Annotated in this window: 26 protein-coding genes and 1 pseudogene; 12 read left to right on the top strand and 15 right to left on the bottom strand. The window is 74.5% G+C overall.

Translation table 11 applies throughout. From position 1 onward, the window contains the following. The first annotated feature begins 130 nt into the window (after positions 1-130). Positions 131-478 carry a tetratricopeptide repeat protein gene (locus Sru02f_RS15645; RefSeq protein ID WP_003977977.1) on the top strand — a complete coding sequence of 116 codons (348 nt, stop codon included), beginning with the start codon at positions 131-133 and terminating at the stop codon, positions 476-478. Positions 479-521: 43 nt separating this feature from the next. Continuing rightward, a complete protein-coding gene (locus tag Sru02f_RS15640; RefSeq protein WP_109030632.1) occupies positions 522-1178 on the top strand; it encodes a peptide deformylase in 657 nt (218 codons plus the stop codon). A gap of 62 nt (positions 1179-1240) precedes the next feature. Here the strand turns inward: Sru02f_RS15640 and Sru02f_RS15635 are convergent, their stop codons facing one another. Continuing rightward, positions 1241-2674 carry a dihydrolipoyl dehydrogenase family protein gene (locus tag Sru02f_RS15635; protein WP_109030631.1) on the bottom strand — a complete coding sequence of 478 codons (1434 nt, stop codon included), beginning with the start codon at positions 2672-2674 and terminating at the stop codon, positions 1241-1243. Positions 2675-2794: 120 nt separating this feature from the next. Between Sru02f_RS15635 and trxA the strand changes: the two genes are divergently transcribed. Next, positions 2795-3190: a thioredoxin gene (trxA, locus tag Sru02f_RS15630; protein ID WP_109030630.1), complete on the top strand. Its 396-nt coding sequence runs from the start codon at positions 2795-2797 to the stop codon at positions 3188-3190. Between the two features lie 19 nt (positions 3191-3209). Here the strand turns inward: trxA and Sru02f_RS15625 are convergent, their stop codons facing one another. Both Sru02f_RS15625 and Sru02f_RS15620 read right to left on the bottom strand, forming a co-directional pair. After that, positions 3210-4244: a LacI family DNA-binding transcriptional regulator gene (locus Sru02f_RS15625; RefSeq protein WP_109030629.1), complete on the bottom strand. Its 1035-nt coding sequence runs from the start codon at positions 4242-4244 to the stop codon at positions 3210-3212. Between the two features lie 72 nt (positions 4245-4316). Continuing rightward, positions 4317-5021 (bottom strand): TetR/AcrR family transcriptional regulator, encoded by a 705-nt coding sequence (locus Sru02f_RS15620; RefSeq protein ID WP_109031432.1) that lies wholly within the window; start codon positions 5019-5021, stop codon positions 4317-4319. A gap of 140 nt (positions 5022-5161) precedes the next feature. Here Sru02f_RS15620 and Sru02f_RS15615 point away from each other — a divergent pair, with 140 nt between their 5' ends. Continuing rightward, positions 5162-5725 carry an NAD(P)H-dependent oxidoreductase gene (locus tag Sru02f_RS15615; protein WP_003977971.1) on the top strand — a complete coding sequence of 188 codons (564 nt, stop codon included), beginning with the start codon at positions 5162-5164 and terminating at the stop codon, positions 5723-5725. 60 nt (positions 5726-5785) lie between these two features. On the opposite strand, the gene Sru02f_RS15610 is transcribed toward Sru02f_RS15615, so the two are convergent. Further along, the gene (locus Sru02f_RS15610; protein ID WP_109031431.1) at positions 5786-6703 is read right to left on the bottom strand and encodes a LysR family transcriptional regulator; all 918 of its coding nucleotides are present in this window, start codon (positions 6701-6703) and stop codon (positions 5786-5788) included. A 140-nt stretch (positions 6704-6843) separates the two neighbouring features. Here Sru02f_RS15610 and Sru02f_RS15605 point away from each other — a divergent pair, with 140 nt between their 5' ends. Continuing rightward, entirely contained in the window at positions 6844-7047 is a 204-nt protein-coding gene (locus Sru02f_RS15605; RefSeq protein ID WP_109030628.1) for a hypothetical protein, read from the top strand. Between the two features lie 66 nt (positions 7048-7113). Here the strand turns inward: Sru02f_RS15605 and Sru02f_RS15600 are convergent, their stop codons facing one another. Continuing rightward, entirely contained in the window at positions 7114-7821 is a 708-nt protein-coding gene (locus tag Sru02f_RS15600) for an SDR family NAD(P)-dependent oxidoreductase (RefSeq protein WP_109030627.1), read from the bottom strand. Between the two features lie 102 nt (positions 7822-7923). Between Sru02f_RS15600 and Sru02f_RS15595 the strand changes: the two genes are divergently transcribed. Next, entirely contained in the window at positions 7924-8763 is an 840-nt protein-coding gene (locus tag Sru02f_RS15595; protein ID WP_109030626.1) for a helix-turn-helix transcriptional regulator, read from the top strand. A 19-nt stretch (positions 8764-8782) separates the two neighbouring features. On the opposite strand, the gene Sru02f_RS15590 is transcribed toward Sru02f_RS15595, so the two are convergent. Beyond that, positions 8783-9733 (bottom strand): TerC family protein, encoded by a 951-nt coding sequence (locus Sru02f_RS15590; protein ID WP_109030625.1) that lies wholly within the window; start codon positions 9731-9733, stop codon positions 8783-8785. A gap of 148 nt (positions 9734-9881) precedes the next feature. Here Sru02f_RS15590 and Sru02f_RS15585 point away from each other — a divergent pair, with 148 nt between their 5' ends. Together Sru02f_RS15585 and Sru02f_RS15580 are read left to right on the top strand one after the other, a co-directional pair. Next, on the top strand, positions 9882-11105 hold the full coding sequence (locus tag Sru02f_RS15585) for a polysaccharide pyruvyl transferase family protein (RefSeq protein WP_109030624.1): 1224 nt from the start codon (positions 9882-9884) through the stop codon (positions 11103-11105). Between the two features lie 14 nt (positions 11106-11119). Further along, positions 11120-12556 carry an FAD-dependent oxidoreductase gene (locus Sru02f_RS15580; RefSeq protein WP_109030623.1) on the top strand — a complete coding sequence of 479 codons (1437 nt, stop codon included), beginning with the start codon at positions 11120-11122 and terminating at the stop codon, positions 12554-12556. 25 nt (positions 12557-12581) lie between these two features. On the opposite strand, the gene Sru02f_RS15575 is transcribed toward Sru02f_RS15580, so the two are convergent. The 5 genes and pseudogenes from Sru02f_RS15575 to Sru02f_RS15555 all read right to left on the bottom strand — a co-directional run bounded on the left by Sru02f_RS15575 (position 12582) and on the right by Sru02f_RS15555 (position 16953). Next, positions 12582-13601 (bottom strand): sigma-70 family RNA polymerase sigma factor, encoded by a 1020-nt coding sequence (locus Sru02f_RS15575; RefSeq protein WP_109031430.1) that lies wholly within the window; start codon positions 13599-13601, stop codon positions 12582-12584. 26 nt (positions 13602-13627) lie between these two features. Continuing rightward, positions 13628-13882, bottom strand: coding sequence for a DUF6343 family protein (locus Sru02f_RS15570; protein WP_109030622.1), 255 nt, complete (start codon positions 13880-13882; stop codon positions 13628-13630). Between the two features lie 12 nt (positions 13883-13894). Beyond that, positions 13895-14320: a CBS domain-containing protein gene (locus Sru02f_RS15565; protein WP_109030621.1), complete on the bottom strand. Its 426-nt coding sequence runs from the start codon at positions 14318-14320 to the stop codon at positions 13895-13897. Between the two features lie 95 nt (positions 14321-14415). Next, positions 14416-14850, bottom strand: a complete 435-nt coding sequence (locus Sru02f_RS15560; protein ID WP_109030620.1) for a PPC domain-containing DNA-binding protein — start codon at positions 14848-14850, stop codon at positions 14416-14418. Positions 14851-14957: 107 nt separating this feature from the next. Continuing rightward, a pseudogene (locus Sru02f_RS15555) lies at positions 14958-16953 on the bottom strand (BTAD domain-containing putative transcriptional regulator). Positions 16954-17169: 216 nt separating this feature from the next. Between Sru02f_RS15555 and Sru02f_RS15550 the strand changes: the two are divergent. Together Sru02f_RS15550 and Sru02f_RS15545 are read left to right on the top strand one after the other, a co-directional pair. After that, positions 17170-18048, top strand: coding sequence for an alpha/beta fold hydrolase (locus Sru02f_RS15550; RefSeq protein WP_164275907.1), 879 nt, complete (start codon positions 17170-17172; stop codon positions 18046-18048). A 94-nt stretch (positions 18049-18142) separates the two neighbouring features. Continuing rightward, a complete protein-coding gene (locus Sru02f_RS15545; RefSeq protein WP_109030617.1) occupies positions 18143-19426 on the top strand; it encodes an MFS transporter in 1284 nt (427 codons plus the stop codon). 491 nt (positions 19427-19917) lie between these two features. On the opposite strand, the gene Sru02f_RS15540 is transcribed toward Sru02f_RS15545, so the two are convergent. Both Sru02f_RS15540 and Sru02f_RS15535 read right to left on the bottom strand, forming a co-directional pair. Beyond that, complete coding sequence (locus tag Sru02f_RS15540; RefSeq protein ID WP_244941767.1) at positions 19918-20949, bottom strand: hypothetical protein; 1032 nt, start codon at positions 20947-20949, stop codon at positions 19918-19920. A 158-nt stretch (positions 20950-21107) separates the two neighbouring features. Continuing rightward, positions 21108-21536, bottom strand: a complete 429-nt coding sequence (locus tag Sru02f_RS15535) for a VOC family protein (RefSeq protein ID WP_109030615.1) — start codon at positions 21534-21536, stop codon at positions 21108-21110. Positions 21537-21763: 227 nt separating this feature from the next. Here Sru02f_RS15535 and Sru02f_RS15530 point away from each other — a divergent pair, with 227 nt between their 5' ends. Continuing rightward, the gene (locus tag Sru02f_RS15530) at positions 21764-22135 is read left to right on the top strand and encodes an ArsR/SmtB family transcription factor (protein ID WP_109030614.1); all 372 of its coding nucleotides are present in this window, start codon (positions 21764-21766) and stop codon (positions 22133-22135) included. Beyond that, the gene (locus tag Sru02f_RS15525) at positions 22132-22446 is read left to right on the top strand and encodes a hypothetical protein (protein ID WP_164274177.1); all 315 of its coding nucleotides are present in this window, start codon (positions 22132-22134) and stop codon (positions 22444-22446) included. The genes Sru02f_RS15530 and Sru02f_RS15525 overlap by 4 nt, the downstream gene beginning before the upstream one ends. 215 nt (positions 22447-22661) lie before the next feature. On the opposite strand, the gene Sru02f_RS15520 is transcribed toward Sru02f_RS15525, so the two are convergent. Continuing rightward, positions 22662-23084 (bottom strand): PPOX class F420-dependent oxidoreductase, encoded by a 423-nt coding sequence (locus Sru02f_RS15520; protein ID WP_164274174.1) that lies wholly within the window; start codon positions 23082-23084, stop codon positions 22662-22664. Between the two features lie 117 nt (positions 23085-23201). After that, the gene (locus Sru02f_RS15515; RefSeq protein WP_331478586.1) at positions 23202-24173 is read right to left on the bottom strand and encodes an NAD(P)-dependent oxidoreductase; all 972 of its coding nucleotides are present in this window, start codon (positions 24171-24173) and stop codon (positions 23202-23204) included. Positions 24174-24176 lie beyond the last annotated feature (3 nt).

Genomic DNA, 24176 nt, shown 5'->3' with positions numbered 1-24176 from the left:
TCGCGTCAGACGGACCGCGGGCCGTCACCGTGGCGGGCGACGGCGTCCCCGCGCGCACCACCGGGCACCTCCACCAGTAGTGGAATGTTCAACCGTGTGGCGTGGTTGGAGGGCGCGAAGGAGGTTTCCAGTGGACATGACGTACTACGACCACGGAACGCCGGCGGAGCGCTGGGAGCGCGCGCGGATGTTCTTCGACGCCAAGGACTACGCCGCCGCGGCGCGCGTCCTGGACGGACTGGTCGCGCAGGTGCCCGAGCAGACCGGCCCCCGGCTGCTGCTGGCGCGCTCGTACTACCACTCGGCCCAGCTGCGGCGGGCGGAGGCCGAGCTGCGGGTCGTCGTCGAGCGCGATCCCGTCGAGCACTACGCCCGGCTGATGCTGGGCCGCACCCTGGAACGACAGGGTCGGCAGGAGGAGGCCGACGCCCAGTTGCGGATCGCCTCGGCCCTCGCGGGCGACTTCGCGGAACTCTGAGCGGTGACTCGTGGCGTGGCATCCTGACGCGATGGGAACCGCGATGGGAACTCCGAGTGATCGTGCCCCGCTGGCCGAGCGGGTCGAGGAACTGCTCGCCGTCGGCGGCCCGTTGCCGATCGTCGCGGCCGGGGATCCGGTGCTGCGCCGTGCGGCCGAGCCGTACGACGGGCAGTTGGCGCCCGCGATCTTCGAGCGGTTCGTCGAGGCACTGCGGCTGACCATGCACGCGGCGCCCGGCGTCGGCCTGGCCGCGCCGCAGGTCGGGGTGGGGCTGAGGGTCGCGGTGATCGAGGACCCGGCGCCGGTGCCGGACGAGGTGCGGGTGGCGCGGGGGCGGGTGCCGCAGCCGTTCCGGGTGCTGGTGAACCCGTCGTACGAGCCGGTCGGCGCCGGGCGGGCCGCGTTCTTCGAGGGGTGCCTGAGCGTGCCGGGCTGGCAGGCGGTGGTGGCGCGCCACGCCGAGGTGCGGCTGCGGGCACGGGACGAGCACGGCCGGGCGGTGGACGAGGTGTTCGCGGGCTGGCCGGCCCGGATCGTGCAGCACGAGACGGACCACCTCGACGGCACGCTGTACCTGGACCGGGCCGAGCCGCGCTCGCTGGCCTCGAACGCGGCGATGGCGGAGCTCTGGTCCCAGCCGACGCCGCGGCGGGCGGCGTCGGCGCTGGGATTCGAGCTGCCCGGCCCGGCGGCCTGACCGCCCGCCCGCACGGGCCGGGCTGCTCCGCTCGCCGGGTCCGGGCCGGGCCGGCCGGACCGTCAGTTGTCCCGGTAGGTCTCCAGCAGCCTCAGCCACACCTCGCTGATCGTCGGGTACGACGGGACCGCGTGCCACAGGCGGCTGATCGGTACCCGGCCGGCGACGGCGATCGTCGCGGAGTGGATCATCTCGCCGACGCCCGGGCCGACGAAGGTGACGCCGCGGACGATCTCCTCCTCCAGGTCGACCACCATGCGGGCGCGGCCCTTGTAGCCGTCGCCGTACAGGCTCGACCCGGCCACCGCGATGGGGACGTCGACGGCGCGGACCCGGTGTCCCGCCTGCTCGGCCTCGGCCAGGGTCAGGCCGACGGACGCGGCCTCGGGGTCGGTGAACACCACCTGGGGCACGGCGTCGTGGTCGGCGGTCGCGGCGTGCGCGCCCCAGGGGTCGGACTCCAGGATCGGCACCCCGGAGGCGCGGGCGGCGATGGCGGCACCGGCGATGCGGGCCTGGTACTTGCCCTGGTGGGTGAGGAGGGCGCGGTGGTTGACGTCGCCGACGGCGTAGAGCCAGTCGCTGCCCTCCACGCGGAGGCTGTCGTCGACCGGCAGCCAGGAACCCGGCTTCAGGCCGACGGTGTCCAGTCCGATGTCGCCGGTGCGCGGCGTCCGGCCGGTGGCGAAGAGGATCTCGTCGGCCTCCAGGCGGTCGCCGGTGTCGGTGACGGCGACGACGGTGCCGTTCTCGCGGGTGACGGACTCGACGGAGACGCCGCTGCGGATGTCCACGCCGGCCTCGGTGAGCGCCTCGGCGACCAGTTCCCCGGCGAACGGCTCCATGCGGGCGAGCAGGCCGCCGTCGCCGCGGACCAGCATCGTCACCCGGGAGCCGAGGGCCTGCCAGGCGGTGGCCATCTCGACGGCGACGACTCCGCCGCCGACCACGATCAGCCGGCCGGGCGCGCGCTCGGCGCTGGTGGCCTCGCGGCTGGTCCAGGGGCGTACCTCGGCGAGTCCGGGCAGCGGGGGCAGGGCGGCGGCGCTGCCGGTGCAGACGGCGACGGCGTGCCGGGCGGTCAGGGTCCGGCGGGCGCCGTCGGGACCGGCCACCTCCACGGTGCGCGGTCCGGCGAGCCGTCCCTGTCCGCGGTACAGGTCGGCGCCGATGCCCTCGACCCACTGGACCTGGCCGTCGTCCTTCCAGTGCGAGGTGAACTCGTCCCGGCGGGCGAGGACGGCCGCGGCGTCGAGGGGTTCCTGGACCGCCTGGGCGAGGCCGGGCAGGCGGCGGGCGTCCGCGCGGGCCAGGACCGGGCGCAGCAGGGCCTTGCTGGGCATGCACGCCCAGTAGGAGCATTCGCCGCCGACCAGTTCGCTCTCCACGATCGCGGTGGACAGTCCGGCCGCCCGGGTGCGGTCGGCGACGTTCTCGCCGACGGGGCCCGCGCCGATCACGACGACGTCGTACGTGAGGGAATCCGATTGCGTCATGGGGTCAGTCTGGTGGGTGGTGTGCCACGTGGCCACATGGGTACGTGCGCGGAATACCCACCAGGTCGGCAGTGTTGTGCCGACGGCTTCTCCCCCGAAACCAGGAAGAGGGATCACCTCATGACCAGCACCGTGGAACTCACCAAGGAGAACTTCGACCAGACGGTCACGGACAACGAGTTCGTGTTGATCGACTTCTGGGCGGAGTGGTGCGGTCCGTGCAAGCAGTTCGGGCCGGTCTACGAGAAGGCGGCGGAGGCCAACCCGGACCTGGTGTTCGGCAAGGTGGACACCGAGGCGCAGCCCGAGCTGGCGCAGGCCTTCGGCATCAGTTCGATCCCGACGCTGATGATCGTGCGGGACCAGGTGGCCGTGTTCGCACAGCCGGGCGCGCTGCCGGAGGCGGCCCTCACCGACGTGATCGGCCAGGCCCGGAAGCTGGACATGGACGAGGTCCGCAAGGCGGTCGCCGAGCAGCAGGCCCAGGCCGGGCAGGACGGCCAGGAAGGCCAGTAGCGGGCGGTTCGGCCGCCGGTCAGCTCGACTCCCGGTGCACCACCGTGGCGCCCAGCACCTTGTGGCGTTCGGGCGCGGCGCCGGGGTCGTGCACCGCCCGGTCGACGAGTGCGGCCAGGTCGCGGCCGGCGGGCAGTTCCAGGTGGACGGTGCTCAGCCGGGGCCGCAGCAGCCGGCCCAGCATCAGGTCGTCGGCGCCGATCACGGCGGCGTGGCCGGGGATGTCGAGGCCCTCGTCCTGGAGGGCCCGCATCAGCAGCATCGCGTACTCGTCGTTGTACGCGAACACCGCGTCGAGCCCCAGGGGGCGCCAGCGCGCCGCGAGGCGGGCGGCGTCCCCTTCGTCGTAGGCGAGGGGCAGCTCGGTGACGGTGGCGCCGGTCCCGGACACGGCCTCGCGGGCGCCCGCGAGGCGCGGCGCCGAGAAGACGTCGAGGCCGCCTTCCGCGGGCACGACGACCCCGATTCTGCGGCGTCCGCGGTCGTACAGGTGGCGGGTCGCGCCGCGGCCGACGCCCGCCTGGTCCGTGAGCAGCGCGTGCGCTCCGTCGACGGCTTCGGGACCGAGGGTGACGATCGCCCGGGCGCCGGAGCGTTTGAGGACCTCCACGCCCTGGGGGCCGAGGTCGGAGCCGGGTGCGAGGACGGCGACCGGGCGGAGTTCGGCCCAGGCGCGGGCGGCCTCGTCGCCGCGCAGGCCGACGGTGCCGTACTGGACGACGGTGTAGTCGAGGCGGCCGAGCGCCCACTGGAGTTCGCTGAGGAACCGGCTGTAGAGCGGGCCGGCGGGGAAGGACGGCGCCGGCATCAGGACCATGCGGCTGTGCCCGGCGCGCAGTGAGCGGGCCGCGGCGTGCGGGACGTAGCCCAGTTCCCGGGCGGCCTCGCGGACGCGGCGGCGGGTGGGTTCGCTGATCCGTACGGCGCCGGTGTTGTTGAGGACGTAGGAGACGGTCGCGCGCGACACACCGGCCAGCCGGGCCACATCGGCGCTCGTGGGCACGGAGCGCGGTGCGGAGGGGTCGGAGGGCGGTGGATTCGGTATCTGCACCATGACGTACGGCATCCTGGCAGAAGCCGGACGGGAGGCGTCGGGCGGGGCAACGCCGTCCGCGGCGTACTCAGTTCAGGCCGACGGCGCGACGGCCGGGGGCACGGCCCCGGGGGCCGGGGCCTCGGTGCGGGTGACCCGCGCGACCAGGTCGAGCCAGCCCTCCCGCACGCGTTCGGCGGGCAGCCCGCACTGCCGGGTGAGGTGGTGGATCAGGGCGGCGTCGAGGTAGGCCATGAGGGTGTGCGAGAGCAGTTCGCTGTCGGCGTCCGGCACGGCCTCCCGCAGCAGCAGGGCCACATGGTGGCGCAGGAAGCGGCGCGGCGGGAAGGTGTGGCGGCGTTCGGCGCTGGGTTCCCCGGCCAGGAGGAGGTCCAGTTCGTCGATGGAGCGGCGCAGCAGCGCGCAGCCGAAGGCCCGCAGCCGCTCGACCGGAGGTGCGCCCGGGCCCAGCGGCGGCGGACCGCTCAGGAGCGCGGCCTGGAACTTGCGCTCCGAGTGGTCGAGCAGTGCCGCGAGGAGTCCGGTGCGGTCGCCGAAGCGGCGGAAGACCGTGCCCTTGCCCACGCAGGCCGCGGCGGCCACCGCCTCCATGGTGAGGGCGCCCGCGCCGTGCTCGGCCACCAGCCGCTCGGCGGCCTCCAGGAGCCGGGCGCGGTTGCGCGCGGCGTCGGCGCGCAGGCAGGGCTCGTCCTCGGCGGTCCCGGTGCCGAGTTGCAGCAGCTCGGGCGGACCGGCGTTCTCCTGGGGCTGCGGGAAGGGCGGCGGGGCGGCGGACATGAAGCCAGCGTAAAGCATCGGGAAGAGAACTGGACCGCGGTCCGTTTGAGATGTTAGAAATTAAACGGACCCCGGTCCGGATTTGTTACCGCAGTGTTTCGGCACGCCTGCCGACACGTGTTCCAGCAGTGGGAGTACTCATGTCTGTCCGCATCCTTGCGCTCGTCGGCAGCCTTCGCGCCGGTTCGCACAACCGCCAGCTCGCCGAGGCGGCCGTCAGGTTCGCACCGGAGGGCGCCGAGGTGCAGCTGTTCGAGGGGCTCGCCGAGATCCCCTTCTACAACGAGGACATCGACGTCGAGGGCAGCGTCCCGGCCGCCGCCGCGAAGCTGCGCGAGGCCGCCCAGGGCGCGCAGGCCTTCCTGCTCTTCTCGCCCGAGTACAACGGCACCATCCCGGCCGTCCTGAAGAACGCCATCGACTGGCTGTCCCGCCCGTACGGCGCCGGCGCCTTCACCGGCAAGCCCGTCGCCGTGGTCGGCACCGCCTTCGGCCAGTACGGCGGCGTGTGGGCGCAGGACGAGGCCCGCAAGGCCGTGGGCATCGCCGGCGGCAAGGTGATCGAGGACATCAAGCTGTCCATCCCCGGCTCGGTGACCCGCTTCGCCGAGACCCACCCGGCCGACGACGCCGAGGTGGCCGCCCAGCTGACCGAGGTCGTGGCCCGGCTGCACGGCCACGCGGACGAGGCCATCGCCGCCTGACCGGCGCGAGAGCACGTCGTACGGGACCGGAGCTCGGCCGAGCTCCGGTCCCGCCGTGTGTCACGCCGTGTGCCGGTCCACCGCGGCGGCGGCCAGCGTGCGCAGCTCCTCCAGCGCCGCCGCGACCGCCGCGCGACGGTGCCCACCGCCGCGCGTGCAGGTCAGCAGTTTGCGGTGCGGCCGGCCGGCGCAGGGCACGCGGACGATCGGCAGCTCGGGGGTGAGCCGGGCGAGCCGGGGCACCAGCGCGACGCCGAGCCCGTGCGCGACCAGGTGGGCCGTGACGTTCCAGTCCACCGCGAGATGGACCACGTCGGGGGTGAACCCGGCGGCACCGCAGGCCGCCACCATGTGCGTCCGGCAGGGACTCTGCGGCAGCGGCGCGATCCAGGGCTCGTGGGCCACGTCGGCGAGGTCGGCCTCCGCCCGTCCGGCCAGCGGATGGTCCAGGGGGACGACCAGGTCGAACGGCTCGTCCAGGAGCGGCCGCTGTTCGAAGCGCGTGTCGGCCGAAGGCGGGCTGACCGGAGTCGCCTCCACCACCGCCAGATCGCTCTCCCCCTCGAAGAGCAGGTCGAAGCTCTCCGCCACCTCGACCTCCCGGATCCGCACCGACAGCCGGGGGTGCCGCTCGCGCAGCCGGGCCGCCATCGGGGCCAGCAGGACGGAGACGGCCACCGGGAACCCCGTCACCCGCAGCGGTCCGGCCGGGGCCCCCTCCCCGGCCCGCAGATCCTGTTCGGCCTCGTCCCAGCGGGCCTCGATCGCGTCGGCGTGTTCCAGCAGGCTCTCCGCGGCGGCGGTGAGCCGCACCCCGCGCCCCTGCGGCTCCAGCAGGTCGACGCCCAGGTCCCGGGCGAGCTGCCGGATCTGCTGGGAGGCGGCCGAGGTGGTGAAATGCAGGGCGCGGGCCGCCGCGGTGACGGTGCCGTAGTGGGAGACGGCCCGAAGCACGTGCAGCCTGCGCAGATCAATCATGAAGTGCACGCTTCACGGTGGAGTCCGTAAAGTCAACCTGGACGTGAACGGATCCGTGGCCGCACCCTGTCAGTGGCGCCACGGTGGGACCGAAGCCCACACCCGCATCCCGACGTACCACTGACGCACGAGGAGTCGCCATGCCCAGCACGACCGGTCTCGTCTGCCCGCACTGCGGGTGGCCCGACGGCGCCGAGCCCTTCCAGGTGCTGTCCGCGCACGGCACCGCGGCGGGCGGCACCCTGTGGACCCGGTGCGCCTGCGGTTCGCTCCAGGCCCGTGTCGTGGACGGCCACGGCACCCGCGTGGTCTCGCGCGGCAGGCCCACTCCCGCCGGCTGCTGACCACCCGCGCCGACCGGGCGACCGGGCCACCGGGCCACCCTGGGGCGACCACAGTGCCTACGGCGCCTACCAGGCCAGCGGGCCCGCCGCGTCGAAGTAGCCTCCGGTCGGTCCGTCCGGGCCCAGCCGGGCCATCCGGACGATCACCTCGGCGCCCTCGGCCACGGTCTGCGTACCGGTGTTGCCGTTCAGGTCGGTCGCGGTGAAGCCCGGCTCGACCGCGTTGATCCGCATCTTGGGGAACGCCTTCGCGTACTGCACGGTCAGCGCGTTGACCGCGGTCTTGGACGCCGGGTAGGCGAGGCCCGGGTAGCCGTACCCCGGGCTCCCCGGCGACGTGAGCCCCGTCAGGGAGGCCAGGCCGCTGCTCACGTTGACCACGACGGGCGCGGCGGAGCGGCGCAGCAGCGGCAGGAACGCGTGGGTCACCCGCACCACGCCGAAGACGTTGGTCTCGAAGACGGTGCGCAGCAGGTCCGCGGTCGTGCCCTCGGCCCCGGTCACGGAGTTGTGCTCGCCGCGCTGCTCGATGCCGGCGTTGTTGACCAGTACGTCGAGGCCGCCGCCGGCCGTCACGGTCCGCACGGCGGCGGCGACGGAGGCGTCGTCGGTGACGTCGAGGACGAGGGGCCGCGCGCCCAGTTCCTCGGCGGCGCGGCGGCCGCGCTCGGGGTCGCGGGCGGCGGCGTAGACGGTGTGGCCCGCGGCGAGGAGGCGGCGGGCCGTCTCGAAGCCGAGGCCCTTGTTGGCTCCGGTGATCAGTGTGGTCGTCATGCGGCCAAGCCTGCGGCGCGCCGGTACGGGCAGCCAGGCGTCCGGTCTTCCTGGGACCACGGGTACCAGGAAGACCGGACGTCCGCGGTGTTCACTGGGAGCATGACGGCTACGGAGTTCGGACGGGCGCTGCGGCTGCGCAGGGACCGGGTCTCCCCCGAGGCGGCCGGGCTGCCCGCGGGCGGGCACCGGCGGGCGGCGGGGCTGCGGCGCGAGGAGCTGGCCCTGCTGGCCGGCGTCTCCGTCGACTACGTCACCCGCCTCGAACAGGGCCGGGCGGCCAACCCGTCGGCCCAGGTCGTCGAGGCCCTCGTACGGGCACTGCGGCTGCCGGCCGAGGAGCGCGCGCATCTGTTCCGGCTGGCCGGGCTGGCGCCGCCGGGCCCCGAGACCGTTCCCGCGTACATCCCGCCGAGTGTCCACCGGCTCCTGGACCGGCTGGCCGGCACGCCGGTGGCCGTGTACGACGCGATGTGGACGCTGCTGCTGGCCAACCCGCCCTACGCGGCGCTGATGGGTGATCCGTCCGGGTGGCACGGCCCGGAGCGCAACGGCGTGTGGCGCAACTTCGTCGGGCCGGGCAGCCGGGCCCGGTACACGCCGGGGGAACGCCGGTCCCTGGAGTCGGCGCTCGTCGCGGACCTGCGGGCCACCGCCGCCCGCTATCCCGCCGACCGGCGGCTCGGCCGGCTGGTCGCGGAGTTGCGCGCCCGCAGCGAGCGGTTCGCCGAACTGTGGCGGGCGGACGCGGTCGGCCGGCACGAGGCGGCGCGCAAGACCATCGACCATCCGCGGGTGGGGCCGGTCGTGCTGGACTGCGACGTGCTCGGTGTGGCGGGCAGCGATCTGCGGATCATGGTCTACACGGCCGAACCGGACACCGCCGACGCGGAGCGGCTCGCGCTGCTCACGGTCCTGGGCACCCAGGAGCTGGTGGAGTAGCCCGCGCCGGTGCCCACCGTCATGCCCGCTCCTGCCGCCGTGTGGCCCACAGGCTGGTCGCCGTGGTGACCGCGAGGACCAGCACGATGAACCCGAGCGAGAAGGGGATGCCGATCTCGGGCACGTGGACGCCGGACTCGTGCAGGGCGTGCAGCACCAGCTTGACGCCGATGAAGCCCAGGATGACCGACAGACCGTAGGAGAGGTGCACCAGCTTCTTCAGCAGACCGCCGATGAGGAAGTACAGCTGCCTGAGGCCCATCAGGGCGAACGCGTTGGCCGTGAACACGATGTACGGGTCCTGGGTCAGCCCGTAGATGGCGGGGATGGAGTCCAGGGCGAAGAGGATGTCGGTGAACCCGATGGCGAGCATCACGACCAGCATCGGGGTCATCACCCGCCTGCCGTTCTCCTCCACCCACAGCCGGGTGCCGTGGTAGCGGTCGGCGACGCCGAAACGGCGCTCGATCGTCTTCAGCAGCTTGTTCTCCTCGTACTCCTGCTCGTGCCCGTCCTTGCGGGCGTCCTGGATGAGCTTCCAGGCGGTCCAGATCAGGAAGGCGCCGAAGACGTAGAAGACCCAGGAGAAGGCGGAGATGATCGCCGCGCCGGCCGCGATGAAGGCGGCCCGCAGCACCAGCGCCACCAGGACGCCGACCATCAGCACCCGCTGCTGGTACTGCGAGGGCACCGCGAACTTCGCCATGATCAGGACGAAGACGAAGAGGTTGTCGACGCTCAGCGACTTCTCGGTGAGGTACCCGGCGAAGAACTCCCCGCCCGGCCCACCGCCGCCGTACACCAGCAGACCCACGCCGAACAGGCAGGCCAGGACCACCCAGACGGCCGTCCAGATCCCGGCCTCCCGGAGGGACACGTCGTGCGGCTTGCGCCCGATGAAGAAGTCGGCGGCGACGAGGACGCACAGGCCCGCGACGGTCAGCAGCCAGACGCTGAGGGTGACGTTCACCGGTGCTCCTCGTGCGGTACGGGTCGCGTACGGACGGTCCTTGATCAGGGTGTTTCCGGGATGCGGCGCAGGCAACCCGGCACGGTGCGCGGCTCCACGCGCCGAAAACGGCGCGCGCCGGCCGATTCCGACGTGACGGGAGCCCCCGATGACCCTTCGGCCCTCGCCTCCCCGCCCCGACCGCCGGGGCCCGCGCATCGGCGTGCTGGGTTCCTACGGCGGCTTCAACACCGGCGACGAGGCGATCCTGACCTGTGTGCTGGGCTGTCTGCGCGCCCGGCGGCCGGACGCGCACCTCGTCGTGCTGAGCCGGAACGCGGAGCACACCCGCGCCCACCACCCCGACGCCGACGAGGTGGTGGCCTGGGAGGGGGTGAGCCGCAACCACGTCCTCGACGTGCTGCCCGGCCTGGACCTGCTGGTACTGGGCGGCGGCGGCATCCTCTACGACGGCGAGGCGCGGCGCTATCTGCGGCTGGTGCGGGCCGCGCAGACCCGGCACGTGCCCACGTTCGCCTACGCCGTCGGCGCCGGGCCGCTCACGGACCCCGAGGACCGGGACGCGGTGCGCACGGTGCTGGCGGAGATGGACGACGTCGTCGTGCGGGACGAGGAGTCGCGGCTGGTGCTGGAGGAGGTCGGCCTGGAGCGGGAGGTCGCGGTGACCGCCGACCCGGCGCTCCTGCTGGCCCCGGAGCCGTTCACCGAGGCGATGATGCGCGACGAGGGCATCCCGTCCGGCACCCGGCTGGTGGGGATGTCGGTGCGCGAGCCGGGGCGGGCCGCCGAGAAGCTCGACGAGGGCGACTACCACGCGCTGCTCGCCGACGTCGCGGACTTCCTGGTCCGCCGGCTGGACGCGCGCGTGGTGTTCCTGCCGACGGAACGGCACGACGTACGGCACGCGCACGCCGTGCTGTCCCACATGACCGCCCCGGACCAGGGCCGCATCCTGCACGGCGACTACAGCCCGGGACAGGTCCTCGGCTTCATGCGCCATCTCGACGTGGCCGTGGGCATGCGCCTGCACTTCGTGATCTTCGCCGCGCTCACCGGCGTACCGGTGCTGCCGCTGCCGTACTCCGGCAAGGTCTTCGACTTCGCGCGCCGGCTCGGCGCCCCGGCGCTGGTGGGGGTGGCGCGGGAGCAGGCCGGGCTGCTGCTGGCGGAGGTGGACCGGCTGTGGGACGAGTACCCGCGGCGCCGGGACGACCTGCGGGACCGGATGGGCGAGCTGTCCGCGGCTGCGCGGGAGACCTGCGAGCGGTGCGGGGCCCTGCTCGACGGGATCGCTGCCGCACGCGGGCCGGGTGGCGTCCCCGCGGCGGGTGCGGGCCCGTACCGCGCCGAGCCGCGGCCGTTGAACGCCTGACCGGAGGGTGAGCGATGCCGATCCTGGAAGAGCCCCACGAGTCCCGCACCGTCACCCTGCCGCCCCGCCCGGCCCGGCTCGGGGGCCGCTGCGACGTCCTGGTGGTGGGCGGCGGCCCGGCCGGCTTCGCGGCCGCGGTCGGCGCGGCCGACGCCGGGGCCGACACCGTGCTGGTGGAGCGGTACGGCTTCCTCGGCGGCAACGCGACCGCGGCGCTGGTGATGCCGCTGATGTCGTTCCACAACGAGCACAAGCAGGCCGCGTTCACCGAGGCCGGGGACACCTCGCGGCTGCTGCCCACCGACCACGGCGAGGGCGAGCCGGTGGTCGCGGGCGTCCTGTGGCAGTTGCTCGACCGGCTGATGGGGCGCGGTGGCTGTCTGCCGCCCTCCCCGAAGACCGGGTACACGGTCCCCTTCGATCCGGAGCTGTTCAAGTTCTGTCTGCTCGAGATGGCGGACGAGTCGGGGGTGCGGATGCTGTTCCACTCCTTCGCCTCCGGCGCGCTGCCGCTGGACGACGGCTCGGGCCGGCGGGTGGTGTTCGAGACCAAGTCGGGGCCGGTGGTGATCGACGCCGGGGTCGTCGTGGACGGCACGGGCGACGGCGACGTGGCGGCGGCCTGCGGGGCGCCGTACGAGATCGGGCGGCAGGAGGACGGGCTGGTGCAGCCCATGACGCTGATGTTCCGCGTCGCCGACTTCGCCCGGCCGGACTTCGCCGCGTACGTGCGCGAGCACCCGGACCAGTGGCGGGGTGTGCACGGACTGTGGGACCTGATCGAGGAGGCCAGGCAGAACGGCGAACTGCGGCTGCCGCGCGAGGACATCCTCTTCTTCGCGACCCCGCACCCGCACGAGGTCGCCGTCAACAGCACGCGGGTGAACCGGGTCCTCGGCACCAGCGTCTGGGACCTCACCCGCGCCGAGTACACGGCCCGGCACCAACTGGCGGAGATCGACCGCTTCCTGCGCACCCGCGTGCCCGGGTTCGAGCAGTCGTACGTGGTGCAGAGCGGCACCCACATCGGCGTGCGGGAGAGCCGGCGGGTGCTCGGCGACTACCAGCTGACCGGTCACGACATCCTGGCGGCGCGCACCTTCCCGGACGTGATCGCGCACGGCGCCTATCCGGTCGACATCCACAACCCGCGCGGCTCCGGCACCGTCCTCAAGCGCGTGCCGCGGGGCAGTTTCTACGACATCCCGCTGCGCTGTCTGCTGCCCCGGGACACCGACCGGCTGCTGGTGGCGGGGCGGTGCATCTCAGGGACGCACGTGGCGCACTCCTCGTACCGGGTGATGCCCATCGCCATGGCCACCGGTCACGCGGCCGGGGTGTGCGCGGCGCTGACCGTACGGCACGGCAGCGGGCCCCGCGGCCTGCCCTACCGGCTGGTGCAGCGGGAACTGCTCCGGCAGGGGGCCCGGCTGCGGACGGAGCCGCACTAGGTCCGGTCCGGTGCTCTGGTGCGGGTCAGCTCGCCCAGTCGAGGAGGCGTTCCCGGTTCTCGGGGGCGCGCAGGTGGGCCAGGGACTCCTTCTCCAGCTGGCGGACGCGTTCGCGGGTGAGGCCCACGTGCTGGGCGACCTGTTGCAGGGTGCGGGGGCGGCCGTCGTGCAGCCCGTAGCGCAGGCTGAGGATCAGGGACTCGCGGGGTGCGAGGGTGCCGACGGCCTCCCGCAACTCCGCCGCGAGCGCCTGGAACTCGGCGACCTCCGGGGCGCGCAGCACCTCGGTGTCGGGGATGAGGTCGCCGACGACCGTGTCGCCGGTCTCGTCCACGGGGGTGTCCAGGCTGACCGCGTCCCGGCCCACCCTGCGCAGCCAGACGACCTTGTCCACGTCGATGCCGCTCTCGGCTGAGACCTCCTCGGTGGTCGGCTCCCGGTCGAGGCCCGCGCGGAGCTTCCGTTCCACCTTGGCCAGCTTCTGGAGCTGCTCCACGACGTGGACCGGCAGCCGTACCGTGCGGGCGTGGGTGGCCAGGCCCCGTTCGATGGCCTGGCGGATCCACCAGGTGGCGTACGTGGAGAACTTGAAGCCCTTGGTGTGGTCGAACTTCTCCACCGCCCGGATCAGTCCGAGGTTGCCCTCCTGGATGACGTCGAGGAGGGGCAGCCCCCGGTGGGCGTGGCGCTTGGCCATCGACACCACGAGCCGCAGGTTGGCCCGCACCATGTGGTCCTTGGCCTCCTGGCCGTCGTGGACGGTCTCCTCCAGTGCGCGCCGCCGCCCGGGCGTGGGGGCGGGCTCGCCGGTGTCGACGGCCTCCAGTTCCTCCCTGGCCCGCACTCCCGCCTCGATACGGGTGGCGAGCCGTACCTCGTCCTCGGCGGTCAGCAGGGGGGTGGCCCCGATCTGGGTCAGGTACTGGCCGAGCAGGTCGGGTTCCTCGTCGGGTTCGGGGATGCGGGTGCGCAGCCGCGCGGTGCGGGTGGTGGCGCGGCGGTCGTCCCGGGTGCGTGCCGTCGGTGTGCGTGCCGTGGGCGCCATGTCGTTCTCCTCCGTCCCCTTCCGGATCACGGGCTCCGGGGCCCGCGTCCGCTGGTCAGCCGGCGGACCACCACCAGCAGGTCGGCGGCCGCCAGCATGGTGAGCGCCGCGCACACCACGGCGACGACCACGAGCATGCCGCGGCCGGGGCTGTCGCCGGGGGCGGTGTCCGCGGCCCACACGCCGAAGAACACGGCGCCCGCGAGGAACAGCGGCACGAAGACCGCCGACAGCAGCAGTCTCAGCCGCAGGGCGCTCCGTGCGTGGATCGGCTCGCTCATGACGGCCCTGTGTCAGTGGCCGGGTGCGGCCCGGCTGATGTCCGCGAGCGCGGAGTGCGGGTCGTCGGTGGCCGCGAGGTCGCCCAGGGTGACCACGCCGACCGGGACACCGCCGTGCTCGACGACCGGGAGCCGGCGCACGGCGTGGCGGGCCATCAGCTCGGCCGCGCGGTCGGTGGTGTCGTCGGGTTCGAGGGTGACGACCGGCGGGGGCGTGCACACCGCGCCGACCGTGGTGGCGTCGGGGTCCCGTCCGTCGGCGACGCTGCGCAGCACGATGTCGCGGTCGGTGAGGACGCCGAACAGGTCGCAGTCGTAGGTCACCAGGACGTCGCCGACGTCCTCCTCGCGCATCAGCCGGGCCGCCCGGGCCACCGTCGTCATGGGCTCGACGGCCACCGCGGCCGGTGACATCACGTCTCGGATCCGCCGTGTCATCTCACGCCTCCCGGGGTCGGTACGTGTCGGTACGGGACTGCCTGCGGGCCGCGTAGCCCGCACCCGGGCCGGTAAACCGTTCCGCGGCGCCGGGCTCAGCCGAGGTCGATCAGGGCCAGGCCGATGTCGGGGCGGTGGGTCTTGGCCAGCTCCGCCGGGCTGTCCCGGACGACGACCTCCAGCGTCGGCCAGACGCGGCCGGACAGCAGGTGGCCGCCGCGGGTGGAGCCGTCGGACAGGCCCAGTACGGCGTGCAGGTGCGGGGTGGGTCCGTCGTCGGCGACGGCGATGTCCCCGAGCAGGGACAGCACCTCGCACTGCTCCCGCACCGGGATGTGCCGGTAGTCCTTGGCCTGCCGGTCGAACCAGCCGACGACCGCCTGGGAGAAGGCGCCCACGGCGGTCACCTGGGAGGCCCCCAGGGACCGGTCGCGGGCGAAGGCGGTCAGCTCGGCGACCGCGTCCTCGCCCTGGTCGAGCACCACCACGTACACCGCGGACGGACCCTCCTGGACCTGCTGCCACTTCATGGTCGGCGGGTACCCGGCGCGGGCCGGGGCAACCCCGGTCAGCGTCCCGGCCCGGGGCCCGGGGCGGCGAGAGGGCGTGCATGGCGTCGCGCGGCAGACGGGAACTGTCAGACAGGCCCTGGGTCCGCCTCCAGGGCCCGGCGGATCGCACCGAGCCAGCCGTCGACCGGCCCGAAGGTGAGCAGCCCGCTGCCCGCGCCCGCGAGTTCACCGGACGCGGGCAGCAGCCGGTCGTGGGTCCGCCGCAGCGCCGGGCGGTCGTCGAGGGCGAGGGCGAGCGCGGCCTCGGCGCAGCACAGCGCCTCGTAGAGGAGGTCGGGCGGCGGTTCGGCCAGGGCCCGCAGGGCGCTTCGGGCCTCGGTGCCGCGGCCCTCGGCCAGCAGGGCGAAGGGCTCGGCCCAGGGCCGGTACGGTCCCCAGTCCGCGCCCGGGTCCACCTCCGGGGGCCGGCCGTGGGCCAGGCGCAGGCCGAGCAGGGCGAGCGGCAGGAGCCCGCGTTCCAGGCCGGGCATCCCCGCGCCGTCGAGCCGAGCGGCGGCCGACCGGTAGGCGGCCTCGGCGCGGTCGTGGGAACCGGCGGACGGGCCGGCGGTGGCGGCCCGGCGCAGGGCCAGGTACCAGGCGGTGAAGACGGCCACGAGGGGCCGTTCATGCCGTTCGGCGAGGCGGTCCACGGCCGCCGCGTGTTCGTCGGAGGCCGTGAAGTCCGCGCGGGCCGAGCGGGCCTGGAGCCGGATCAGACGGCCGAGCACCTCGTAGTTGACCAGGCCGTGCCGGGCGCCGAGGGCGACGAGTTCGGCGCCGACGCTGTCCCGGCGCGGCGCCAGCCCGGCGCGGGTGCAGGACTGCATGAAGACGCCGTTGAGGGCGAACGCGAGCAGGGCGGGGTCGTCCAGGCGGCGGGCGATGCCCTCGGCCTCGGCGGCGGCCCGCGGGCCTCGCGGGGAGCGCACGCCCCGCGACTCCAGGGCGACCGTGGCCAGCAGACGGCAGCGTGCCGCCTCGGTGCCGGGGCCCTCGGGCAGGGCGGCGAGGGTGCGCTCGGCGGCGTCGACGAGGCGCCTGGCCAGGGCGGGGTCGTCGCTGCGGGTCCAGTTGGCGGGGACGTCGTAGGCGCCGATCACCCGGGCCGTCAGCTCCGCGTCGCCCGTCTCCTCAGCCGCCTGGACCGCCGTCATCCGGTGCTCCCGGGCGGCCTCCAGGCCACCGCCGCCGGTGACCGCGAGGCTCCGCAGCAGGCCGACGGTGGATTCCAGGCGGGCGCGGGAACCGGCGGCGACCGTACGGTCGTACGCCTCGGTCGCGCGGGCCCACAGCCGGGCCGCCGCGTCCGCCGGTTCGCCGGGCGGGTCCAGGTCCGGGTCCTGGGCGAGGATGCCGGCCTCCAGGCGGCGCAGCCGCGGGCCGGGGTCGATGCCGAGCCGCCCGGCCAGCAGGGCGCGGGCCCGGCGCAGCACGGCGAGGGCGTCCGCCTGCCGTCCGGTCCGGTACAGGGCGAGCGCGAGCAGGCGCCAGGACTCCTCGCGCCAGGGGTGCTCGGTGAGGTGCGCGTCCAGGTCGGGGACGGCCTCGGCGGCGCGCCCGAGTTCCACGAGCAGCTCCGCGCGCCGCTCGACGGCGCGCAGCCGCAGCTCGGTGAGCCGGGAGCGTTCGCCGCGGGCCCAGTCCGCCGCGCCGAACTCGGCGTAGGCGGGTCCCCGCCACTCCCCCAGCGCCGCCCGCAGCCGCTCGGGGCCTGAGCGGCCGGCAGCCGGTCCGCCTCGGCGACGGCGGCCTCGAAGCGCCACGCGTCCACGGTGTCCGGCGCCGCGCGCAGGGCGTAGCCCGGTCCCTCGGTGACCAGCAGCCGGGCGGGGCGCGCGGCGGGCGGTCGGGTTCCAGGGCGCGGCGCAGGTCGCCGACGAAGGTGCGCACCGCTCCGACGGCCCGCGGCGGCGGGGCGTCCCACAGGTCCTCGACCAGGCGGGCGACGGGGACGACCCGCCGCCGGGCCAGGATCAGCCGGGCGAGCACGGCCCGGTGCCGGGGGCCCTTGAGGGCGAGGGCATCGGGGCCGCGCCGGGCGGTGACCGCTCCGAGCACACCGAACGTGACCGCTTCCATGTCCGTGTTCCGTCCGCTCCGATCCGCCACCGCGTGTGCGATCACCACGGTACGCGTGCGGGCCGGTCGCCGGCCGACTGCTGATCGGTCGCCGGCCGGCTGCTGATCGGTTGCTGATTCGGGCGCGGCAGTGTCGAAGGCGTCGCCAGGACGTGTGACACGAGCAGGAACAGAGAGGCGCTGACCACCATGACCACCCAGACCACCCGGACCACCGTGGAACCGGCCATTCCCGGCTTCACCCGCGAACGCGTGACGGTCGCCGACGGCGTCGGCCTGCACGTGGCCGTCGGCGGCACGGGCAGCCCGGTCGTGCTGCTGCACGGCTTCCCCCAGACCCACCTGATGTGGCGGCACGTCGCCGCCGACCTGGCGGCCGACCACACGGTCATCTGCCCCGACCTGCGCGGCTACGGCGCCAGCGACAAGCCCGCCGACCCGGACGGCACCGCGTACGCCAAGCGGGCCATGGCCGCCGACGTGGTCGCCCTGGCCCGGGAGCTGGGTCACGAGCGGTTCGCGCTGGCCGGTCACGACCGGGGCGCGCTGGTCGCGGTGCGCGCCGGGCTCGACCACCCCGACGCGGTGACGCACCTGGCCGCGCTGGACGTGCTGCCGACGCTGGACATGTGGGACGTCCTGCACGGCACGACGGCGGCGGTCGGCTTCCACCTGTATCTGATGGCACAGCCGCCGGGGCTGCCGGAGCAGCTGATCGGCGCCGCGCCGGACGCGTTCTTCGGTCACTTCCTCGACGTCTGGACCCGGGACCCGGACGCCCTGCCCGCCGACGTCCGCGCCGCCTACCTGAAGGCGTCCCGCGAGGCGGTGCCGTCCATCGTGGCCGACTACCGGGCCTCGGCCGGCGTCGACGTGGACCACGACCGGGCGGACCGGGAGAACGGCAACCGGCTCCGGATGCCGGTGACCGTGCTCCAGCAGGACTGGGGCGCCGCTCTCGGCTACGACGCCGCCGCGCTGTGGCGGGCGTGGGCCCCGGACCTGCGGCACGAGACCGTCGGGTGCGGGCACTTCATGGCGGAGGAGGCGCCGGACGAGGTCGCCGGGGCGCTGCGCGAGCTGCTCACCCGGTAGCACTTGCGGCACTCGCCTCGGGGCATGCGCACAACGATCGGTTGTTCGTGCCGCCCGGCCGGTTGTTTGATCCGCCCGGCCCCGGCTCGCTTGGATGTCGGGCGTGACGGAGTCGGGTGTGGTCGAGTCGGACGTGGTGGGCGGCGGGTCGTTGGGGCGGAGGTTCGGATGGCTGTGGGGTGCGTACACGGTCAGCACGTTCGGCACCCGGCTCGCCTTCGACGCCTTTCCGTTGATCGCGGTCATGGTGCTGGACGCCGGTCCGGCACGGGTGGCGGCGCTCTCTGCGGTCGGCCTCGCGGTGGGCGCGGTGGTGGCCGTGCCGCTCGGGCCGTGGGTGGAGTTCCGGCGCAAGCGGCCGGTGATGATCGCGACGGACCTGCTGCGGTGCGCGGTACTGCTGAGCGTGCCGCTCGCGTACGCCCTCGGCCGGCTCGGCTTCGCCCAGCTGCTGGTCGTGTCGGTCGTCGTCGCCGCGGCCGACATCACTTTCAGGGCCGCGGCCGGTTCCTGTCTCAAGGCGCTGGTACGAGGGCCGGACCTGCTGCGGGCCAACGGCCGGTTCGAGGCGACGACCTGGACCGCGGCCATGCTCGGACCGCCGATCGGCGGGGCCGCGATCGGGCTCTTCGGCCCGGTGGTGACGGTGGCGGCCGACGCGGTCAGCTATCTCCTCTCGGCGCTGGGCATTCGTGCGATCGGGGGCGGGGAGCCGTACCCGCGGCGCGCGGCGGCGAACCGGCTGCGCGCCGGTGACCTGCTGGACGGCTGGCGGTACGTGCTCGCCTCACCGGCCCTGCGTCCGCTGTTCCTCAACACGGTCCTGGTCAACGGTCTGATCATGGCGACGGCACCGCTGCTGGCCGTGCTCATGCTGGGCGACCTGGGTTTCGCCCCCTGGCAGTACGCGCTCGCCTTCGCCGTGCCGTGCCTCGGCGGGCTGGTCGGCTCGCGCATGGCCGGACCGCTCGTGGCCCGCTTCGGGGAGCACCGGGTGCTGGTGACCAGCGGCGTGCTGCGCGTGTGCTGGCCCGTGGGGCTGGCCTTCGTCGGCCCGGGGCCCGGGGGGCTGGTGCTGGTGATGGCCGTCGAGTTCGGACTGATCGCGTCCGTGGGCGTGTACAACCCGGTGTACGCCACCCGGCGGCTGGAGCTGACGCCCGCGGACCGGGTGGCGCGCACGCTGTCGGCCTGGACGGTCAGCGGGAAACTGACGACCGCCGCGCTGACCGCGCTGTGGGGACTGCTGGCCGGCCTGACCGGGACGCGTACGGCCGTCGCGCTCGCGGGCGTGCTGCTCCTGGCGACCCCGCTGCTGCTGCCGCGACAGCCCCACCCGTCGGCTCCCTCCCCGTCCCGGCCCGCCGCCGACGACTGAGGTCCCACGGTCACGCCCACGTCCGGCGCCGCCCCGACACAGGCCGGGCGACCGCCGAGAGCCCCCCGGCGAACCGGACGCGACAGCCCACGCGCCACCCCCACCGGGCGCAACGCCCGTCGCGCCCCGCCCCGAACCAGCCGACCGGACGCGAAGGCCCGTCGGACCCCCGCCCCGCACGCCCGCGCCGACCCGTCCGCACCCCGGGCCGGGCAAGCAACCGAGGGCCCCGGCGAACCGGGCCCGCACCCCGGGCGCGCACGCGACCCCGTCGGGACACCCGTCCCTGCCCGGCCCCGGGCCGGCGCGCCGAGCGCGAAAGCCATCAGTCGCCCCGGCCCTCACGCCCCGGCGGCCCGTCCACACCCAGGTCGAGGGCGCCGAGGGCCCGGCGGACCCGGTGCGACAGTCGGTGCGCCACACGTGCCCCGTCGGGACACCCGGCCCCGGGCCAGCCCGCCGAACCCGAAGGAAGACCGGACGCCCGCCCCTCAGGCCTGCGGCGACGCGTCCGCGCGCAGGTCGGGGAAGCGTCGGCGGGCCTCGGCGAACAGGGCCGGGTAGTCGGTGCCGTGGGTGACCGCGGCGGCGAAGAGGGCGCCGAGCGCGGCGCGCAGGGGGTCCGGGTCCGCGGCGGCGCGCAGGGCGGGCAGGGCCAGGGCGCGGCACAGCGGGGCGCCCTGGCCCGCGCCGGGCGGGTCGGGCGCGGTGAGAGCGGTGCGGGCGTCGGTGAAGAAGCGGTCCCAGGCCCGCCGGGGATCGTCGAACGGGGCCGGCAGGGGCTCGCCCCGGTCCAGCGCGGCCAGCGCGGGCGCGATCCAGTCGACGCCGTCCAGTCCGGCGGCGGTGAGGGCCCGGCGGGCGGCCCAGCGGGCGAGGCCGCGCTGGGTGGCCCGGCACGCCGTGTCGACGGCGTCGAGCAGCTCCCGGTCCAGCGGTACGAGCCCGCGCGCGTCGGCACCGGCCTCCCGCACCCGCAGGCTGGGCAGCCGGCCGCCCCAGGACCGGATCTCGGCGCGCTCCCGCTCGGTCCGCGCCCCCGGAACGGGCCGCTCCAAGGCGCGCGCGTAGCGGTGTTGGTGTGCGGCGCTGCGCGAGGTCTGCCGGACCACCCGGTCCGCGGTCGGCGGCGCCGGCCAGAACTGCAGCAGATACTGGCCGACCGGTCCCGCGTCCCGGGCCGTTGCGGGCCCGGCCCCCGCGCCGCCGTCCATGCCGCGTCCGCAGTAGCGCACCCGGTGGTCGGCGGCCGGCAGGGCCCATGCGCACAGTGCGCCGCGACCGCAGGGGAGGACGGCGGTCGAGGCGGTCAGCGGGCGGAAGGACGCCTCCACCACGTCCTCCCAGCGGTCCTCGAGGGGCGGCGCGGTGCCGTGCACCTCGACGGTCAGGGCGACCTTGCCGCTGCTCAGGCCGGTGCAGAGGAAGAGGCAGCCCGGGACGGCCGCGCCGCACAGACCGTTGGTCTGCCCGGCGCAGGCCTCCGAAGGCACCGGCGCCCACGGCTCTCGACGGCTGTCCACGTGGAACCGCCCGTGGACGACCGGTAGTTCACCCCTGTACACCGTCCGCATCCGCACGGCCAGTCCCCCTCGCATCCGGCACTTCGAGGTCACCAGTATGCGGAGGGGGTCTGACAACGGTCCCGGCCGTTGGCCGGTGACGGCCTCGGGGACGCCGGTCAGCAGGCCCCGGGCACGTCCTCGGTGACGCCGTTCAGCGGCGAGGCCGGGTCGCTGCCGTAGGGGCGGGTGAAGGCCTCCATGCCGTGCCCGGACGGGTCGCTGAAGTACACGCCCCGGCCGCCGTCGTTGCGGTTGATCCGGCGCGGGTGCCGGCCGGGCGGGTCGGCCTGGATGGGGATCCGGCCCTCGACGAGCCGGGCGAGGATGCCGTCGAACTCGTCCTCGGACACGAGGAACGCGTAGTGCTGCACGGGGATGTCGATGTCGACGGTGGCGAAATCGAGGGTGACGCCGTTGGCGGTCGTCACGGGCAAAAACATTCCGGCCGGTTCGCCGACCTCGAGACCGAGGATCGAGGCGAGGAAGTGGGCGGACTTCTCCCTGTCCTGGGAGAGAACGATGGTGTGGTTGAACTCGACTGACACGGGGCAATGCCTCCACGGGCAGCTCCGCGGCTCCTCCATGCCTCACCCGGACGGTGACCGACACGCGATGCCGCACGATGATCATACGCCCCTGACCCGCCCCCGCGTCCACCCCCGAGCCGTCCCTGACCCACCCCTGATCCGCCCCTGAGATGTGTCAGGAATCTTTGACAGGTGTCTCCGGCCCCTGTCAGCGTTTCCTGACAGGTACGACGGAAAGGGGTGCGATGCCCGGGGCCCCACCTCCGGCACCGACCGGTGACGAGTTGCTCAAGGTGCTCTCCGCGCTGGGCAATCCGCACCGCATGCGGATCGTCGCGGCGCTCCTGGAGAGCCGGAACTACGTCAGCGCACTGGCCCGCCTGATCGGCATGGGCCGTCCGCTGCTGCACATGCACCTGCAGCGACTGGAGGCCGCGGGCCTGGTCGCCGGCACGCTCGAGGTCGCGGAGGACGGCAAGACGGTGAAGTACTACGACGTCACCCCGTTCTTCTACGAACTCACCCCGCGGGTCGTCGCGCAGGCGGCCGCGACGCTCACCGACACCACCGAGACCGACCGGACCGCCGGCCGGAGTGCGAAAGAGGAAGCGAAGTGAACGAGGACGTGGTGACTCTCGCCGCAGGGGCCGAGGAGCTGGGGGTCCTGGTCGGCGCCGTGGGCGCGGCCGGGTTCTTCGGCCTGATGATCGTGATCGTCCGGCAGGTCGCCGCCACCTGGCGGGCCCGGATGCTGGCGGCACGCGAGGAGCAGTACAAGGAGCTGGCCACGCGGTACGCGCGACTCCTGGAGGACACGGTGGAGTTGCAGCGCCGCACGGTGGAGGAGCAGCGGCAGACCCTCGACGAGCTGACCCAGACCCGGCTCGCGGTCGGCTCGATGGAGAAGATGATGCGCGAGATCGAGTAGACACCGCCACCGGACACCGCCGCACACGTACGGCCGGGAGCTGCAACTCCCGGCCGTACCACGGTGGAACACACCCGACATCGCCGGATGCCGCACCACCCGCGGTGTGCTGGAGGGCCCGACCAGTCCATGGCGCAGCGCGCTCGACCTGGGCCGCCGGTTCTGGTGGCCGGGCGCGCTGTTCCGGCGCCCGGCACGGCAGGAGGCGCCGGCCGTCAGCCCGACTGGGAACTGTCCTTCAGCTCCCCCCAGCCGTGCCAGCGCTCCACCTCGATCCAGGCGCTGACCCGGGGACGCTCCCGGTTCGGGTACGGGTTGCCGGTGTAGTGCCGGGAGAGACGGTCGATGCCGGAGAGGTCCTCGTCGTCGCGCATCTCGGCGACGCGGCCGATGAGGGTGACGTGGGTGTACCAGTCGTCGCCCGAGAGGACGGTGAGGGTGACGCGCGGGTCGCGGCGCAGGTGTCCCAGGCGCACGCGGCCCGCGTCGAGGTTGATCAGCACCCGGCCGTCGTCGTCCCACGCGTACCAGGTGGGCGTGGAGACGGGGGCGCCGTCCTTGCGGAGGGTGGCCATGACGCAGGGGTTGGGGCGGCGCAGCAGTTCGACGGCCTCGGGCGGCAGCGGCGGCTTCGACATGCGGACTCCTCGCGGTGTGGTGTGGTCCGGCACCGGGTCCGAGTCCGGTCGCCGGTGTCGGTGTCGGTGTCGGTGTCGGTGTCGGGGTGTCTCGTGCACCCGGTACCCCGGGTGGGCTCAGTCGCTCGCCTTCTCCTCGAAACTGGCGAAGTAGGCCGCCGCCATGTCCTCGTCGCCGTGTCCCTGGGCGGCGGCCCGGGCGAAGCGTTCCGCACCCGCCGCGGCGAGGTCCAGCCGGACGCCGTTCGCCTCGCCGGCCTCGACGATCAGGCGGGCGTCCTTCTCGGCGGTGGCGACGGCGAACTGGGCCGGCGTCAGCGCGCCGTCGCGGATCAGGCCGGCCTTGGCCCGCAGGTAGCCCATGTCGAGCGGACCACCGGCGATGGCGTCGAAGAAGGTGTCCGGGTCGACGCCCAGCGCCTTGGCGAGCGAGAGGGTCTCGCCGCCGGCGTTGGTGACGGCGAGGACCCAGCTGTTGGCCACCAGTTTCAGCCGGGTGGCGCTGCCGGCCGCGCCGTCCTCGCCGGTCCACACGGTGCGCGAGCCGACGGCGTCGAACACGGGCGCGACGGTCTCCCGCGCCTCGCCCGGCCCCGCCGCCAGCACCAGCAGCTGACCGGCCTCGGCGGGCTGCCGGGTGCCGAGGACGGGGGCGTCGAAGAAGACCAGGCCCCGCTCGTGGGCGTAGGCGGCCAGGTCGGCGACCGCGTCGACGCCCGCGGTGGTGGACTGCGCCCACACGGTGCCGGGCCGCAGGCCGGGCTCGGCCCGCCGCATGACGTCGAGGGCGGCCGGGCCGTCGTACAGCATCGTGAGGACTACGTCGGCGCCGCGTACGGCCTCGTCCGGGCTGCCCGCGACGTGCGCGCCGTCGGCGGCCAGCGGCTCGGCCTTGTCGCGGCTGCGGTTCCAGACGCGGACGGCGTGTCCGGCGCGGGCGAGGTTGCGGGCCATCGCGGCACCCATGATGCCGGTGCCCAGGACGCTCACGGTGAGCTGGTCGGTCATGACGTCGCCTTCTGACTCGTACTGTCTCGTGTCGCCGGTGGCCTGGCTCCTGCGAGCCGGGCCCGGGGGCCAGCCTGCCACCGG

Origin of the sequence: Streptomyces rubrogriseus (assembly GCF_027947575.1) — a bacterium.
Classification (GTDB): Bacteria; Actinomycetota; Actinomycetes; order Streptomycetales; family Streptomycetaceae; genus Streptomyces; species Streptomyces rubrogriseus.
This window is presented reverse-complemented; position numbering and strand designations above follow the sequence as displayed.